11 protein-coding genes are annotated in these 15,044 nt (G+C 47.9%); 9 read left to right on the top strand and 2 right to left on the bottom strand.

The features are described from left to right. Nucleotides 1-172 precede the first annotated feature (172 nt). The 5 genes from KJS94_RS02185 to KJS94_RS02205 all read left to right on the top strand — a co-directional run bounded on the left by KJS94_RS02185 (nt 173) and on the right by KJS94_RS02205 (nt 4,803). On the top strand, nt 173-628 hold the full coding sequence (locus KJS94_RS02185) for a hypothetical protein (protein WP_214447116.1): 456 nt from the start codon (nt 173-175) through the stop codon (nt 626-628). A gap of 341 nt (nt 629-969) precedes the next feature. Beyond that, nucleotides 970-1,695: a class I SAM-dependent methyltransferase gene (locus KJS94_RS02190; RefSeq protein ID WP_214447117.1), complete on the top strand. Its 726-nt coding sequence runs from the start codon at nt 970-972 to the stop codon at nt 1,693-1,695. Between the two features lie 191 nt (nt 1,696-1,886). Then, the gene (locus KJS94_RS02195; RefSeq protein WP_214447118.1) at nt 1,887-2,885 is read left to right on the top strand and encodes a zinc-binding dehydrogenase; all 999 of its coding nucleotides are present in this window, start codon (nt 1,887-1,889) and stop codon (nt 2,883-2,885) included. 73 nt (nt 2,886-2,958) lie between these two features. Continuing rightward, a complete protein-coding gene (locus KJS94_RS02200; protein WP_214447119.1) occupies nt 2,959-3,498 on the top strand; it encodes a hypothetical protein in 540 nt (179 codons plus the stop codon). 114 nt (nt 3,499-3,612) lie between these two features. Then, nucleotides 3,613-4,803 carry an acyltransferase family protein gene (locus KJS94_RS02205; protein WP_214447120.1) on the top strand — a complete coding sequence of 397 codons (1,191 nt, stop codon included), beginning with the start codon at nt 3,613-3,615 and terminating at the stop codon, nt 4,801-4,803. Nucleotides 4,804-4,851: 48 nt separating this feature from the next. On the opposite strand, the gene KJS94_RS02210 is transcribed toward KJS94_RS02205, so the two are convergent. Next, nucleotides 4,852-6,528, bottom strand: coding sequence for an amidohydrolase (locus KJS94_RS02210; RefSeq protein ID WP_214447121.1), 1,677 nt, complete (start codon nt 6,526-6,528; stop codon nt 4,852-4,854). Nucleotides 6,529-6,823: 295 nt separating this feature from the next. On the opposite strand from KJS94_RS02210, the gene KJS94_RS02215 reads away from it, so the two are divergent. The 4 genes from KJS94_RS02215 (at nt 6,824) to KJS94_RS02230 (ending at nt 14,314) form a co-directional block, all read left to right on the top strand. Continuing rightward, complete coding sequence (locus KJS94_RS02215) at nt 6,824-8,590, top strand: glycoside hydrolase family 9 protein (RefSeq protein ID WP_214447122.1); 1,767 nt, start codon at nt 6,824-6,826, stop codon at nt 8,588-8,590. A 119-nt stretch (nt 8,591-8,709) separates the two neighbouring features. After that, entirely contained in the window at nt 8,710-11,919 is a 3,210-nt protein-coding gene (locus tag KJS94_RS02220) for a SusC/RagA family TonB-linked outer membrane protein (RefSeq protein WP_214447123.1), read from the top strand. Between the two features lie 20 nt (nt 11,920-11,939). Next, nucleotides 11,940-13,502, top strand: a complete 1,563-nt coding sequence (locus KJS94_RS02225) for a SusD/RagB family nutrient-binding outer membrane lipoprotein (protein ID WP_214447124.1) — start codon at nt 11,940-11,942, stop codon at nt 13,500-13,502. Nucleotides 13,503-13,738: 236 nt separating this feature from the next. Then, a complete protein-coding gene (locus tag KJS94_RS02230) occupies nt 13,739-14,314 on the top strand; it encodes an HD domain-containing protein (protein WP_214447125.1) in 576 nt (191 codons plus the stop codon). Here the strand turns inward: KJS94_RS02230 and KJS94_RS02235 are convergent. Then, nucleotides 14,308-15,042 (bottom strand): HAD family hydrolase, encoded by a 735-nt coding sequence (locus tag KJS94_RS02235; RefSeq protein ID WP_214447126.1) that lies wholly within the window; start codon nt 15,040-15,042, stop codon nt 14,308-14,310. The two genes, KJS94_RS02230 and KJS94_RS02235, sit on opposite strands and share 7 nt — an antisense overlap. Nucleotides 15,043-15,044: the final 2 nt, after the last annotated feature.

Consider the following 15,044-nt stretch of genomic DNA (forward strand, 5'->3'; position numbering starts at 1 on the left):
AAGTTGGTTGGTTCTCAGAATAATGATGATAGGGAAAAAAGTGAGCGGATTTAATTTTCTTCTTTTTTGAAGACCAAACATCGTTTTCTATGAGAAATATCTTTACCTGTTCCCTGCTTTCCTTGTTCTTTTTTCAACCTGTACCAAGGTCAATGATGAGCCTTCTTATTTCATGACCTGTAAAAATGGATGGGTGGAGGAAAACTTCAATGTTGGGGCTTATGCCTCCTATTTGAAGGTTGAGAATATTGAATTCTTGGGTATGGGAGGCTTTGAGAACTGTAATGATGACTCGCCCACCATGGGGCTATTCTTGTCAAACCAGCCAAGTGAGAAGCCTTTAGGGTCAACCGGGACATTCAACAGTACCAATACAGACTGGGAATTGCTGACTACCTATATGGCCAGGGAGATGAAGGAAGAATTTCATCCAGGGTCTGCTGTTAACGCGATTGCAGAAGTCCAGGGTGTGACCATTCAGGACCTATTGGTACTGACCATAACCGCCAACGATGGCAAGATCCTGGAAGGAACCTTTTCTGGGGATCATTACCTCGATTCAGATCTGAATGTTACCAGAAGGAGGATCATGGAAGGGAATTTCAGGTTAAGGATCATTAAGGAATAAAATGGACAATCAATTGCATAAGGGCACCTCAAGGGTGCCTTTTTTATTGGAGCTGTAACTTTCCTTTAACCTGGTTGGTATGATTAGGTATCATCCACTACAACCTTAACTACTATAGCAATTGAAAGAAAGTACATTGTCAGCTGGGTAAGGGTCCTTGCCTTCTTTAACCTTATCTTCAGGAATATTAAAATAAAAATCGTAGCTTACTGTATTAGGGAGCAATAAAAATCCTTCTTCATTTTATTGATCCATCCGTCATTAGTTCTTCCCCATTATGAAAGCACTGGATTAAGGTTTAGTTGACTAGGTATTTTTTGTTAACCTTATCCTTTTGCTGTATGGAAGTGTACCTGAGCAAAACAATTCTTCTTATCAAGGAAAAACAGCAACGCTGGAACCAGGAATTGCGGCATAAAGGCTGGTATAGGATCTTCTGCGAAAAATACTATGATATCAGTAATGCATGGTTTTACAGGCGCTGGGGTATCCGTCATGCTAATACCCCCCAAAATCTTGCTGCTACCATTGACAGGTCTGCCGGCAAGGACAGTTGGCAGAATGATGCTTCTTCCTTCTATTATATTTTTAAAGGTTTCAGGCATGTCCCCCTGGCGCCCGTGGCCATCAATTTACTCGACCTGGGTTGCGGGTCGGGAAGGGTATTGTCCGTTGGGATGAAGCTGGGATTTAACCAGGTTACAGGCGTAGACCTTGATGAAGAGTCACTGGAATTTGCTGAAATGAATTGCCGGATCATGCAGGCGCATGGCAGCAGGACCAGGTTTTCCATCCATTGCCACGATGCCGGTGATTTCGCCATCCCTGAAGGGACCAACCTCATCTACCTGTTCAACCCTTTTGGGGAAAGGACCTTGCGGCAGGTCGTTCATAATATCCTTCACTATCTCTCTAAAGGTGGGAGGGAAGTATACCTGGTTTACTATTTCCCTTATTACCGGGATGTCATAGAAAGTTACCGGGAATTCAAAACCTGGTTCCGCAGTAACTATAAGGATGGCGCCCCTGATCTGATCGTATATAAAATTGAAGCCAATACAGTTTGACCAGTAATGCCAGAGTTTGTTCCTGCTTACGGACAGTTCATCAGTCATTTTGCCCAATTGGCCACTAATAAGGATTCCTTAACCATGCCCTTCCGAATTTTACTGTACAGTCCAGGAGATTCGATAGGAAGCCTTGTGTATACCTTCCCCTGGGATCTTTGTGATTATTCATCGTAAAAGGTAAAATTGGTATGAAAGCATTGTTGTTTCGATCCAAGGATGAGCCCTTGCGGATCGCAGTAATAGAAACCCCGCAACCCGCTGCCGGCGAGGTGTTGATCAGGCTGCATTATGCAGCCATCAACCACCGCGACCTTTTCCTGTGGAAGGAAAAGATCCTGGAGAAGGATATTATTCCCGGTTCGGATGGAAGTGGGGTGGTGGCTGGCGTTGGTGCCGGAGTGGATGCGGGGTGGATCGGTAAGGAGGTCCTGGTTAATCCCAGCTTGTATTGGGGCGGGAATGCTGCCATTCCCTCTGAAAAATATGAAATACTTGGTGTGCCTACCAATGGCACCTTTGCGGAGTATATGGTTATTCCCCAAAATTACGTGTACCCGATTCCCCAACACCTTGAGCTGAAAGAAGCTGCTGCCATTCCGTTGGCATCGCTTACTGCTTACCGCGCACTGTTCACCAAAGCAAGATTGGCTAAAGGGGAGAAAGTATTGGTCACGGGCATAGGAGGTGGCGTGGCGATCTTCCTGTTGCAAATGGCCGTCGCTTCCGGTGCTGAAGTATATGTCAGCTCATCTTCTGATGATAAGCTCAGTAGGGCGGTCAGCATGGGGGCCAGGGCAGGTTTCAATTACCGTGACCCGGACTGGGTAGATAAAGCAAGGGCTGTTGTTACGGGATTTGATGTGATCATAGATAGTGCAGGTGGCAGTGGTTTTGAGGCGCTTACCGAACTCGCTAACCCCGGGGCAAGGATCGTGAACTTTGGTCGCACAGCCGGTAATGAGGTCAGGATTAAGCCTTCGGTCTTATTCAACAAGCAGTTGACCATTATGGGCACCCTGATGGGGAACGACCAGGAGTTTGCCGATATGCTGGCTTTTTATGAAAGGCATCAGTTACAACCGGCGATCGAGGCGGAGTATAGATTGGAGGAGTATGAGGCTGCTATAGCACTGTTGGAGGAAGGACGTCACTTTGGAAAACTGGTGTTTAACCTGGCCAGTTCCTGAAGGGATGAATTATAGTATAAGGGTGTGAAAAATTGAAATTCTTTTCTATTTTTCCCGTCAAACATTCTTTTCTATGAGAAATATCTTTATCTGTTCCCTGCTTGCCTTGTTTCTTTTTTCATCCTGTTCCAAGGACAATGACGAACCTTCCTATTTCCTGACCTGTAAAATAGATGGGGTGGAGAAAAGCTTCAATGTTGGGGCCTATGCCTCCTATGTGAAGGTTGAGAATATTGAATTGTGGGGAATGGGAGGCTTTGAGAACCGTAATGACGACTCGCCTACCATGGGGCTATACTTGTCGAACCAGCCAAGTGAGAAGCCTTTAGGGTCAACAGGTACATTCAACAGTACCAATACAGACTGGGAAGTGCTGAGTACCTATATGGCGAAGGAGATGACGGAAGAATATAGTGCGGGGTCTTCTGTTAACGCGGATGCCGAGTTCTATGGCGTGACGATCCAGGACCCATTGGTGCTGACCATTACTTCCAATGATGGTAAAACACTGGAAGGGACCTTTTCGGGTGATCATTACCTCGATTCAGATCCGAAAGCCACCAGGAGGAAGATCACGGAAGGTAAGTTCAGGTTAAAGATCATTAAGGAATAACAGGCAAAATCAAATGCATAAGGGCACCTCAAGGGTGCCTTTTTTGTTGGAACTGTAACATTCCTTTAACCTGGTTCGTATGATTAGGTATCATCCACTTCAACCTTAACTACTATGACAAATGAAAGAAAGCACTATATCGACTGGGTAAGGGTGCTTGCCTTCTTTATCCTAATCTTTTTCCATTGTGCCATGCCATTCGTGACATTCGGCTGGGAGATCAAGAACAGCGAAACTTCCGTCGGTCTGAGCCGTTTGGTCTGGTGGCTACACCAGTGGCGTTTGCCCCTGCTGTTCTTCATTTCAGGGGTGGGGATCCATTTTTCCCTGAAGCGAAGGTCAGTCTTTGCTTTTGCCGGTGAACGGATTGTCAGGTTGTTCATCCCGCTCTTTTTTGCCATGTTCTTCACCATTCCCCTCCAGGTATATTTTGAGTATACCCAAAAAGGGAGGATATCGGGATCCTATGCAGATTTCTACCCTACCGTTTGGGAGATGGTCCCCTATCCGGAAGGGAGCCTCACCTGGAGCCATATGTGGTTCGTAGTTTACCTGTTTGTGTTTTGTATGCTCTTGCTACCGGTGTTTGGGATCTTCAGGATCAAAGCACTGGAACGCTTGAAGACAAGGATCGCCAATGCTGCACATCATCCATTGCTCATGATGATCCCGGTGCTGCCATTGCTGTATTATTACCTTACCCTTTTCATTCGTTATCCCGAGCAGCAAAGCCTGTTGGATGATTGGTTCCTGTTCCTGTCCTCGCTTACCCTCTTGTTCTATGGCTATTTTCTTGCCGGCAGCCAGCCATTTTGGGATGCCTGCCAGAAATACCGGAAGTGGTTCCTGGGTACCGCCCTGGTATGTTCCATTTTCCTGTTTGCCCGGTATTGGTGGAATATGACTATTCCCAAAGAAGATGGATCTGAACTTTTCCTTTACGGCCTGGCCAATTCCCTGCACATCTGGTGCATTATCCTTGCGGCCCTGGGGTTCGCCAAGCAGTACCTGAATTTTTCCAATCCCTTCCTGGTTTACGCCAATGAAGCAGTCTATCCCTTCTACATCCTGCACCAGACCCTGATCGTAGCCTTTGGTTACTATGTTACCCAATGGAATCTGCCTATCCTTGTCAAAATGATCCTATTGATCCTCGCTACTTTTATTGGATTGGCTTTAGTATACAGGTGGCTGATCAGGCCGTTTATCCTGACAAGGGTGTTGTTTGGGATGAAACCCAGGAGGAAAGAATTATCAGGGACCATTACAGAATCCACTGAATTGATCTTACAAAGGGCTGATTAAAGTTGGGTAGTTAGTGAGTCAACAGTACAATGAACTAGTGCTTAATAATTAGGGTTCATTGTTTTTTGCGGTGATCTGGTCATGGACAATTTTTCCATCGATGATGGTCATTACTGCTGTTGTTCTGGGCAGGGCCTGGGTGGGTATGGTAAAGATGTCCTGGCTGAGCACGGCCAGGTCGGCGAGATAACCCTTCCTGATCATTCCCTTTTCGTTTTCCATGAATTCTGCATAGGCTGAGCCATAGGTATAAGCGATCACTGCCTGTTCCCGGGTTACAGCTTCGCCAGGGTTGTTGGCATGGATGGTGGCAAACATGATATTGAGGTAAGGATTGTTGGGGCCATCAGAACCTATGGCCACTGGGATGCCGGCTGCAAGGAGTGACCTGAACGGCTGGTAGGATGCAGCCCTTTCCGGTCCTATCCTTTGTTGTATGATGTCCGCCAACATGAAATGGGAGGGGTTGACCACAGGGACAATCCCCATTGATCTGGCCCTCGTTACAGCCTTCCCCGGAAAGCCATCGGCATGTTCAAACCTTAGTCGTTTTTTTAGCCAGTCTGCTTCGCTTCCCATACTTTCCATTTTATCCATCACCAATTCCGGCAAGGCGTCTCCCGTGATATGTAGCATAAGTTGCTCCTTGCTTCGCCAGCCTTCTGCAATAATGGTACTGATCGTATCAGGATGGAAATTCAAGGCCCCTTTCCATCCCGGTTTGTCCTTGTAGGCTTCCAGCATATAAGAGCCTCTTTCTACAGGGGTGCCATCCAGGATCCATTTCATGCCTGAAACATAGAGAAATGAGCTAGATGGATAATTGGTGGTCCATGGGTAAATTTCCCTTGCTTTTGGGGAAGTTTCCGGGAACCTTATGATACGTATGCGCTGCGGTAGCCTGGCTTGCTCCAGTAACCGGTACATTTGGTCGAGGTTTAGGGAGGTTGCCATATTCTGTACCGAAGTAATGCCCAATTGAAGGGCTGTTGCACCATATTCCTTCGCGCCTGCGATTTGTTCCGCCTCTGATAATTGGGAGTATAGGAATTTGGAGGTGAAGAATTCTGCGTATTCGATCAATGCTCCTGTTAGCTTACCTGTTGCCGGATCCCTTTCATAATGCCCTCCCATTGGGTCCGCGCTGCTCTCGCTAATGCCCATCCATTGCATGGCCTGGCTGTTGAGTAAGGTGCCGTGGCCCCATGGTGCCTGTAGGATAAGCGGGTGGTCTGGGGATACTTGATCAAATGCTTCCCTTCTTGCCTTAGGATCTTCCAATAAATCCACTCCAAGCGATCCGGTAATCAATGTTCCTTTGGGTAGATCCCTGGTGATCAGGGAAAGGGAATCAAGGACGGTTTGAAGTGATGGGCCATGCATCATATCGGCCCTGAATTGGATATGCCTCGCCCTTGGGGTGCCAAAGCCAATATGGTCATGGGCATCATTGATGCCCGGGATAACAGTCCTGCCTCCAAGGTCAATTATTTTGGTTGCGGGTCCTGCCATTGCCTTGATCGCAGCATTGTTTCCAATTGCCGTTATCCTATCCTTGCTTATGGCCACGGCTTCTGTATACCAATTGGAGGGGTCACTGGTAAAGACCTTCCCATTCAACAGCAAGAAGTCTGGAGCTGCTGCTTCCTTCTTCATGCCAACGACAAGGAATGCCATCAGGCCAGGCAGTACTGTGGATTTAAGGATGGTAGCTATTCTTCCCATATTGGTCATTTTTTGCGGCGAATGATTTTCCAGGGTAATGCAGGATTTTTCTAGCCCACCTTGTTACCTGGGCCAGGAACACTTGTTTAACGGAATAGGGGACCTGAGATCGTTCAGAAGGATAGGTGATCTCCAGGGGAGCACCTTTGTAATTCGTTAAATAAGATACAACATTTTCAATTAGCCTCGAAGTGCTGGCGGGAAGATGGGTCCCTATCCACGCAAAGGGTTGGAAATGCTGCCGCTATTTGTTTACTTTTAGAAACGGATTGGTGTTAACCTATTAACATAGAACATGAGCCGAATTCTTCTTGCTGCCTATTCGATACTTTTATTGTTCGCAACCATTTCCTGTGGCGGACAGGATAATGGCGGCCAGGTTTTACTGAACCAATTGGGTTTCTATTCTTATGCCCCCAAGATCGCCATTGTAAAAGAGCGGTCAGGAAGTGAAATTTTCTGGGTGGTGAATAATGGGAATGGCGATACCGTATTTAGCGGTAAGCTTGGCCCGGCTATTCAGTCTGCCTATTCTTCGATGGTTACCCGAAAAGCTGATTTCAGTGGCTTGACGCAATCCGGGCAATTCAGGGTGGTACTGAAAGGAGGTGCCAGTTCCCCCGCATTCAGGATTGGTAGCGGTATCGCTAATGACCTGGTGAAGGTTTCCATGAAAGGGTATTATTACCAGCGCTCCGATATCCCCTTGCTTCCTGAACATGCAGGGAAATGGGCGAGGCCCCTGGGGCATCCCGATGACAAGGTATTGATTCATGCTTCCGCAGCATCCGCTCAGCGGCCGGAAGGGACCATTGTGGCTTCCAGGGGTGGCTGGTACGATGCCGGTGATTATAATAAGTATGTAGTGAATTCTGGCATAACCATGGGCACGCTACTATCTGCCTATGAGGATTTCCCCGCTTACTTCGATTCACTCCAATGGAATATCCCTGAATCCGGCAATAAAGTTCCTGATATCCTGGATGAGGTGATCTATAACCTGCGGTGGTTGTTTACCATGCAGGACCCCAATGATGGTGGGGTATACCATAAATGTACCAATCCGAAGTTCGATGGCATGATCATGCCGGATAAGGCTAAGGAAACCCGTTACCTTGTACAGAAGGGTACAGGTGCTACCCTTGATTTTGTGGCAGTGATGGCACAGGCATCACGCGTGCTGAAAAAGTTTGACCATGCATTGCCCGGTCTTTCCGACAGTTGCCTGAAAGCGGCCCTATATGCCTGGCAATGGGCTGAACAGCATCCGGCTGTTGAGTATGACCAGGAAAAGAACAATAAGTCTTTTAAGCCGGAGGTCGTAACCGGCAGGTATGGCGATACTAATTTTTCCGGGGAGTGGTTCTGGGCTTCCAGTGAATTGCTGATCACTACCGGTAATCAAGCATACCTGGATGTGCTGATGAAATGGAGACGTGCCCCTATCCTTGTTCCCTGCTGGTATGATGTTGCCCCTATGGGTTATTTTTCACTTTTGAGAAATGCCAGGACCCAGGGTGCCAGACAATTGGTTGATGCGAAACCCTTTTCCGACGAACTGCTGAAACTAGCTGACCTCCTGATCGCCAATGGGGGTAATAAAGCCTTTGGTACCATCATGGGACAGTCTGCTGAAGATTTTGTTTGGGGCTCCAATTCTGTAGCAGCCAACCAGGGGCTGGTTTTGGTGAATGCCTACCTGTACAGCGGAAACCCGAAATACCTTGACGCCGCCTTATCCAACCTGGATTACCTTACAGGCAGGAATGCCACTGGTTATTGCTTTATAACGGGAATGGGTAGCCGACCGCCGGTCAATGCCCACCACCGGCCATCTGTTGCCGATAATAATCCTTTGCCTGTTCCAGGCCTCCTGGTGGGTGGTCCCAATAAATACAAACAGGATGGTTGTAAATATCCCCATGAAGGTGCAGAGCTTGCTTACCTCGATGAGGTTTGTTCCTACGCCAGTAATGAGATTGCCATCAACTGGAACGCCCCCCTGGTATATGTTGCAGTTGCCATGGAGGCTTTACAATACAGGGCAGGCTGGATCAGGTAACCCGATAGTCTTAACATTGGCTTCTTTAACAGTTCATATATTGTTAAAGAAGCTCTAACATTACCATCATGTAGCCCGGATAGTTTTGCGCTTGTTCTAATAAATCAAACCATCTATTTATGAGCAAGCCCAAGCGCATGCGGGCCTTAACCCTCGCGGCCCTGCTGGCAGTGGTATGTCCATCTGTAACCATTGCACAGCAACCTGTAACCGGACAGGTACTTTCAGCAAAAGACCAATCGCCGGTCCCCGGAGTAAGCATCATGCTAAAAGGTGATAAGAAAGGAACTTCCACTGGTACTGATGGAAAGTTCTCCCTTACTGCCAAACCCGGTGATGTGTTGATAGTGAGTGGTGTTGGTGTGACCACCCAGGAGTTCACTGTTGGAGATGAAGCTAAGGTCACTATCAATGTCCAACAATCAGCCAATTCACTCAATGAGGTTGTGGTGACTGCATTAGGGGTAAAGAAAGAAAAGAAAAAGATTGGTTATGCGGTCCAGGAAGTAAAGGGCGAAGACCTGGTGAAAGCACGCGAACCGAATCCTATCAATGGTTTGGTAGGAAAGGTAGCCGGCCTTACAGTAGGACTGAATTCCGAATTATTGTCCGCGCCCAATGTGTACCTCCGCGGCCGTAGCATCAACCTGTATGTAGTGGATGGTGTGCCCATTAATTCCGATACCTGGAATATTTCACCTGATGATATTGAAAGCTACACCGTACTCAAAGGCGCCACCGCCTCTGCACTCTATGGTTCACGCGGCGTGAATGGTGCGATCATGATCACCACCAAACGTGGTTCAAGGGACAAGCGTGGTTTCTCCATCGAATTCAATAGTTCCACCATGGTGGAGAATGGTTTCAATGCCATTCCAAAGGTGCAGGATGAATATGGTCCTGGTGACCACGGTAAGTACGCTTTTGTAGATGGTAAAGGTGGCGGTACCAATGATGGCGACTATGATGTTTGGGGGCCGAAGTTTGAAGGCCAGTTGATCCCCCAGTATGATTCGCCCATTGATCCTGTGACCGGGGAGCGAATCCCAACCCCATGGGTGGCGCGCGGTAAGGATAACCTGAAGCGTTTCCTCGAGCCCGGATTGTTATCTACCAACAGTATTGCCGTTTCATCCAGAACAGAGAAATCTGACCTGCGCTTCGCAGTTTCGCACAGTTACCAGAAGGGGATTGTTCCCAATACCCAATTGAATATTACCAATTTCAATATTTCCGGTGGCTATAATTTCACTGACAAACTCAGGCTGGAGTCCTATATCAATTACAACAGGCAGTATTCTGATAATTTCCCTGATGTGACCTATGGTCCCAACAGTATCATCTATAACATCATCCTCTGGGCAGGAGCAGACTGGAGCATGGATGACATGCGCAATTACTGGCAGCCTGGAAAGGAAGGCGTACAATCCATCTATGCAGAATACCAGCGCTACCACAACCCCTATTTCATGTCTTATGAGTGGTTGCGCGGCCATAATAAGAACGACCTGAACGGTAATATCAAGATGACCTATAAGTTGAACAAGAACCTTGATTTCCTGGTGCGCACGCAGGTGACTACCTATGACCTGTTCCGCAACGAGAAGATGCCCTACAGCGCCCATCCCTACGGCAGGGAAGAAGGAAAGGGTGATTACAGGGAAGACAGGAGGGCCATGTTTGAGAACAATACCGATTTCCTGGTAACCTACCAGAATAGCAACCTTTTGAAGGATATCAGTATCAAGGCATCTGTTGGTGGTAATGCCCGCAACTTCAGTTACAATTCCAACTTCACCACTACCGATTACCTGAACGTTCCCGGACTTTATGCCTTCTCCAATAGCCGTAACCCCATCAAGGCAAGCAGTTTCAGGTCCAATATGCTGGCACTAAGCGCCTATGGTTACCTCGACCTGGGATTCAGTAAATATGCCAACCTCTCCCTCACGGGAAGGGTGGATAAACTCTCTACCCTGCCGCAAGGAAACAATACCTATTTCTATCCATCCGCCTCTTTGAGTACAGTGGTGAGTGATTACCTGGACCTGCCCAATGCGATATCCATGCTGAAGTTCAGGGGATCCTATGCCAATGTAAAGGGCGGATTGACACAGGCCTATATTGGCGCTACCCCCCAAGCCAGCTATCCGCTGAGCTACGGTGCAGAATATTATTCTTCCTATGATGGACCGACATTTGAAAACTCGGCTTCCTATTCCACCCCGCTGGTTTACGACAATAAGGCCGGTGCTTACTTTACCAATACCATCAACAACCCGAATATCAAACCATTCAGCTCAGAAGTGGTGGAAGCCGGTGCTGATATCCGCTTCCTGAATAATCGCTTAGGCCTCGACGTTACCTATTTTACCACCAAGGATGGTCCCGGCATCTTCAAGCTTCCCATTTCCCAGACCACCGGGTTTACCGAAGCCCTGGTGAACGGTATTACTACACGCAAGACAGGATGGGAACTTACCCTCACCGGTTCGCCACTGCGCAATCCCAAGGGGTTGAACTGGGACGTGTTGGTAAACTGGAGTACGTTCAAGGAAAAGTATGTGAGCTTCTATCCGGGTGTAGAAGCCTTGAATACCTTCTTTAAGGTGGGCGACAGGGTAGATAAACTGTATGGCAGTGCCTTCGTTCGTACCCCAGATGGACAGCTGATCAATGATGCAGGTGGACGTCCCTTGCGCGCACCGGTGGCCCAGTACCTGGGTAACAGGAACTCGGATTGGGTTTGGGCGATCAACAACAGTTTCCGTTACAAGAACTTCAACCTGAGTTTCCAGTTCGATGGCCGTGTGGGTGGCAAGGTGATCAATTATATCCAGCAACAGACCTATCGCGGTGGCCGCCACATCAATACCGTGCAGGGTGAAATGGGTGAAGCCCGTTACCAGGATTACCTGGGCAATAAATCGTGGGTAGGGGATGGCGTGGTAGTAAGTAATGGTGTGCCCATCAAATATGATGTGGATGGAAGGGTGACCAATTACAAGGAGCTGCAGTATGCGCCCAATACCACCAAGACCTTCCTGCAGGATTATATCAGCTTCTATTATGCCACCAATGAGGCCAACCTGATCAGCAGGACCTTTGCCAAGCTGAGGGAAGTGGTGATCGGTTATACCTTCCCGCCATCCATGCTGGGCAAGTCATTCATCCGCCAGGCGAGCATCTCTTTTGTTGGCCGTAACCTGCTGTACTTCTCCCAATACAAGGACCTTGACCTTGACCAGTACGCTGGTACAGAAAGCAGCTCCAGCCTTCAAACACCCACGACCAGGCGTTATGGCGTCAACCTGAACCTTACATTCTAATCGAACAAAAAAACTATATCATGAAACTTAAGCAAATCATATTCCCTGCTGCTATCGCCTTCACCATGGTGTTGGGAGGCTGCTCAGATAAATTTGAGGAGTACGAGCGGAACCCTAACCGGGCGGAAAGTGTGAGTCCTGACCTGGTATTCCGTGGGGTTGTATCCGACATGAATATCGACAGGCCCTGGAGCAATATCACCCGTTGGAACCAGTTCGATTGCTGCAACTATAATTACTACGGCGACCAGCGCTATGACTGGACCGGCGCCAGCCTTAACTACACTACCCTGAAGAATGTAGTGAAGATGGAGGAAGAAGCGATCAAACGTGGCCAGCCTGAGGTGAATCCCTATAGCGCCCTTGGAAAATTTGCCCGTGCCTTCTTTTATTATCGCATGAGCAGCCTGGTGGGTGACCTCCCCATGAACGAAGCACTCAAGGGATTGGAGGTTACCACCCCTAAGTATGATGCACAGAAGGATATCTTTCTACAGATCCTGGATTGGCTGGAAAAGTCCAATACCGAACTAACCCAGTTGATCGCATCCGGTGACCGGAGCCTGGATGGTGATATCTATTTTGCCAACGACCTTCGGAAATGGCAGAAAGTTGTCAATACTTTCCGCTTGCGGGTATTGATCTCCATGAGCAGGAGGGAAGGTGAAGCTGGTTTGAACCTCAAGGCCCAGTTTGCTGAGTTATTCAATAACAAGGCTAAATATCCCATGATGGAAAGTATGCAGGATAACCTCCAGTATGCTTACAGCCAGTTCAATAAATACCCGAGTAATCCTGACAATCTCGGTTTCGACGCAACCCGTTACAACCTTTCCGCAACCCACCTGGATAACCTGGTGACCATTAATGATCCCAGGGCTTATATAGTTGCCGAACCAGCCACCAAACAGTTGAATACTAATGGCAAGACTCCTGCGGATATTACTGCCTATGTTGGCGCGCCCGCAGGGGAAGACCTGGCAAATATGTCGAGCAAGATGGCCAATGCTGAGCAGGCGGAGTATTCAGTAAGGAGCAGGAGCCGTTATTACAACAATTATGTTGGTGAGCCCGGTATTATCATCGGCTATCCGGAAATGTGCTTCAATATCGCTGAAGCCATCAACAGGGGCTGGTTGACTGGGGATGCGGAAGAATGGTACAAGAACGGAATCAAGGCCTCCTGGAGATTTTATGGCATCCCTGTTGAAATGGCAGGTAGCATTACCAAGATCTACAATAACCAGAGCTATGTGATCCCGGTTGATTTCGAAGGTGTGTATTACAAGCAGGCTGCTGTAAAGTATTCCGGGAACAATACGGATGGATTGAAGCAAATCCTTATCCAAAAATACCTTGCCTTTTTCCAGAACTCCGGTTGGGAAGCTTATTTCAACTGGCGCAGGACAGGACTCCCCGATTTCTCTGTAGGCACAGGTACAGGCAATAGCGGAGCCATTCCAATGCGCTTCCAATATCCTTCTTCTGAAAGAACTACCAACAGTGCGAATTGGACCAGCGCCCTCCAATCCCAATATGGCGGGGAGGATAATATTAATGCAAGGATGTGGTTGGTGAAATAGGGAAACCAGAATATGTGGACATGTGGACATGTGAATATGTGAATATGTGAATATGTGCATTTTTGCCTACCAATGAATGTCCTTATTGGGTTCAATGAGTATTTATTGAGGGAATAGTTAAAAGCAGGATCAAACCATAAAAAGGACTCTTCATAAACTTACCCAGCCTTCTGGTACAATGGTTAGTGTAAAACACTCATATCCACATGTCCACATCCACATAAAAAATGATAATCATGACTTCCTCCCAACTAATCGCACAAAAGATCATCCGGTTATTTAACGCGCAAGGGGCTGCCGAATATGCCGGCGAAAGGGTTTCGCAGTTGGAGCATATGGTGCAGGCTGCGTCGTTGGCAAAGGCTGAAGGCTATGATGATGAAGTGGTGCTGGCGGCCTTCCTCCATGATATCGGCCACCTGCTTCATCCCGAAGGGAATGCAGGCATGGATGGATATGGGACGATGGACCATGAGAAGGTAGGTGCAGAATATCTCCTTTCACTGGGCTTCGGTAAACGCATGTGCCGGCTGATCGCTTCCCATGTTGATGCCAAGCGATACCTTACCTATGCTGACCCGGCCTATTATGATCAGCTGTCTGAAGCCAGTAAGAGAACCCTGGAATTCCAGGGTGGCAGGATGGGGCCGGAAGAGGCTAATGTTTTTGAAAGCGATCCGTACTTTGACCTATATATCTGTATGCGGAAATGGGATGAAGCGGCCAAGGTGGAGAACCTGCCAATGCCCGACTGGCTGGAGTATGAAACAATGATCGAGAACTACCTGGATAAAAGAAATGGTGCCTATTGAGCAGGCACCATTTCTTTTTTAAGGAATGCCATTAATCCCCTTAAGGAATCAAATGCCTGGTCTGGGTTATGGGGCAGGAGTTGTTGAGCAGTATGGGTCCCATTGCTAACGCAACAGGAATAAAGGCAGTTGGCGCGTTTGCCTGACTCAATATCAGATGGCGTGTCACCGATATTGATGACAGTTTTCGGATCATTGATGCCCAATGTGTTCATGGCTTTCAGGATCATGTCAGGTGCGGGTCTGCCTTTCGCCACTTCATCACTCGCGATGGAAGCCTGGATGATAGTGTTAGCATTACCAAGGTGCTGGCTATCCAGTCCTTCCAGCCAGCCCAGTTTGCCCAGGATAATATTCGTCACCTTACGGTAGAAACCGGTTGTAAGGGCTATGGCGATACCCTGATCCTTCAGCCAGGTAAATAGTTCGGTGCAGCCTTCGGTTGGCAGGACCTGGTTTTGGTGGTAATGGGCTTCCAGTACCTCGGTAAATCGTTGATAGGACTGGGCTACCCTTAGCACCCATTCTTCATTCCTTTGTCCCAATTGCCTTTCCCAGAAGGTTTCGAAAACATGGCGCTTTCCCCAACCCTGGACTGCCAATATTTCCTCATCGGTCATTTCCAGCCCTGTTTCCCTGGCGGCAAGGGCAAAACAATACTCCACTTCATGCTTATCTGTTACTGTTGTGCCGGCCATATCAAAGACCACTAGTTGTATGCTATTCATGT

Source organism: Flavihumibacter rivuli (assembly GCF_018595685.2).
GTDB classification, from domain to species: Bacteria; Bacteroidota; Bacteroidia; order Chitinophagales; family Chitinophagaceae; genus Flavihumibacter; species Flavihumibacter rivuli.

What these genes read in the sequence shown, in the direction of transcription:
- KJS94_RS02210 (WP_214447121.1), bottom strand. Translation starts at nt 6,528, where the DNA reads ATGGGAAGAATAGCTACCATCCTTAAATCCACAGTACTGCCTGGCCTG.
- KJS94_RS02220 (WP_214447123.1), top strand. Translation starts at nt 8,710, where the DNA reads ATGAGCAAGCCCAAGCGCATGCGGGCCTTAACCCTCGCGGCCCTGCTG.
- KJS94_RS02185 (WP_214447116.1), top strand. Translation starts at nt 173, where the DNA reads ATGACCTGTAAAAATGGATGGGTGGAGGAAAACTTCAATGTTGGGGCT.
- KJS94_RS02225 (WP_214447124.1), top strand. Translation starts at nt 11,940, where the DNA reads ATGAAACTTAAGCAAATCATATTCCCTGCTGCTATCGCCTTCACCATG.
- KJS94_RS02235 (WP_214447126.1), bottom strand. Translation starts at nt 15,042, where the DNA reads ATGAATAGCATACAACTAGTGGTCTTTGATATGGCCGGCACAACAGTA.
- KJS94_RS02215 (WP_214447122.1), top strand. Translation starts at nt 6,824, where the DNA reads ATGAGCCGAATTCTTCTTGCTGCCTATTCGATACTTTTATTGTTCGCA.
- KJS94_RS02200 (WP_214447119.1), top strand. Translation starts at nt 2,959, where the DNA reads ATGAGAAATATCTTTATCTGTTCCCTGCTTGCCTTGTTTCTTTTTTCA.
- KJS94_RS02230 (WP_214447125.1), top strand. Translation starts at nt 13,739, where the DNA reads ATGACTTCCTCCCAACTAATCGCACAAAAGATCATCCGGTTATTTAAC.
- KJS94_RS02190 (WP_214447117.1), top strand. Translation starts at nt 970, where the DNA reads ATGGAAGTGTACCTGAGCAAAACAATTCTTCTTATCAAGGAAAAACAG.
- KJS94_RS02205 (WP_214447120.1), top strand. Translation starts at nt 3,613, where the DNA reads ATGACAAATGAAAGAAAGCACTATATCGACTGGGTAAGGGTGCTTGCC.
- KJS94_RS02195 (WP_214447118.1), top strand. Translation starts at nt 1,887, where the DNA reads ATGAAAGCATTGTTGTTTCGATCCAAGGATGAGCCCTTGCGGATCGCA.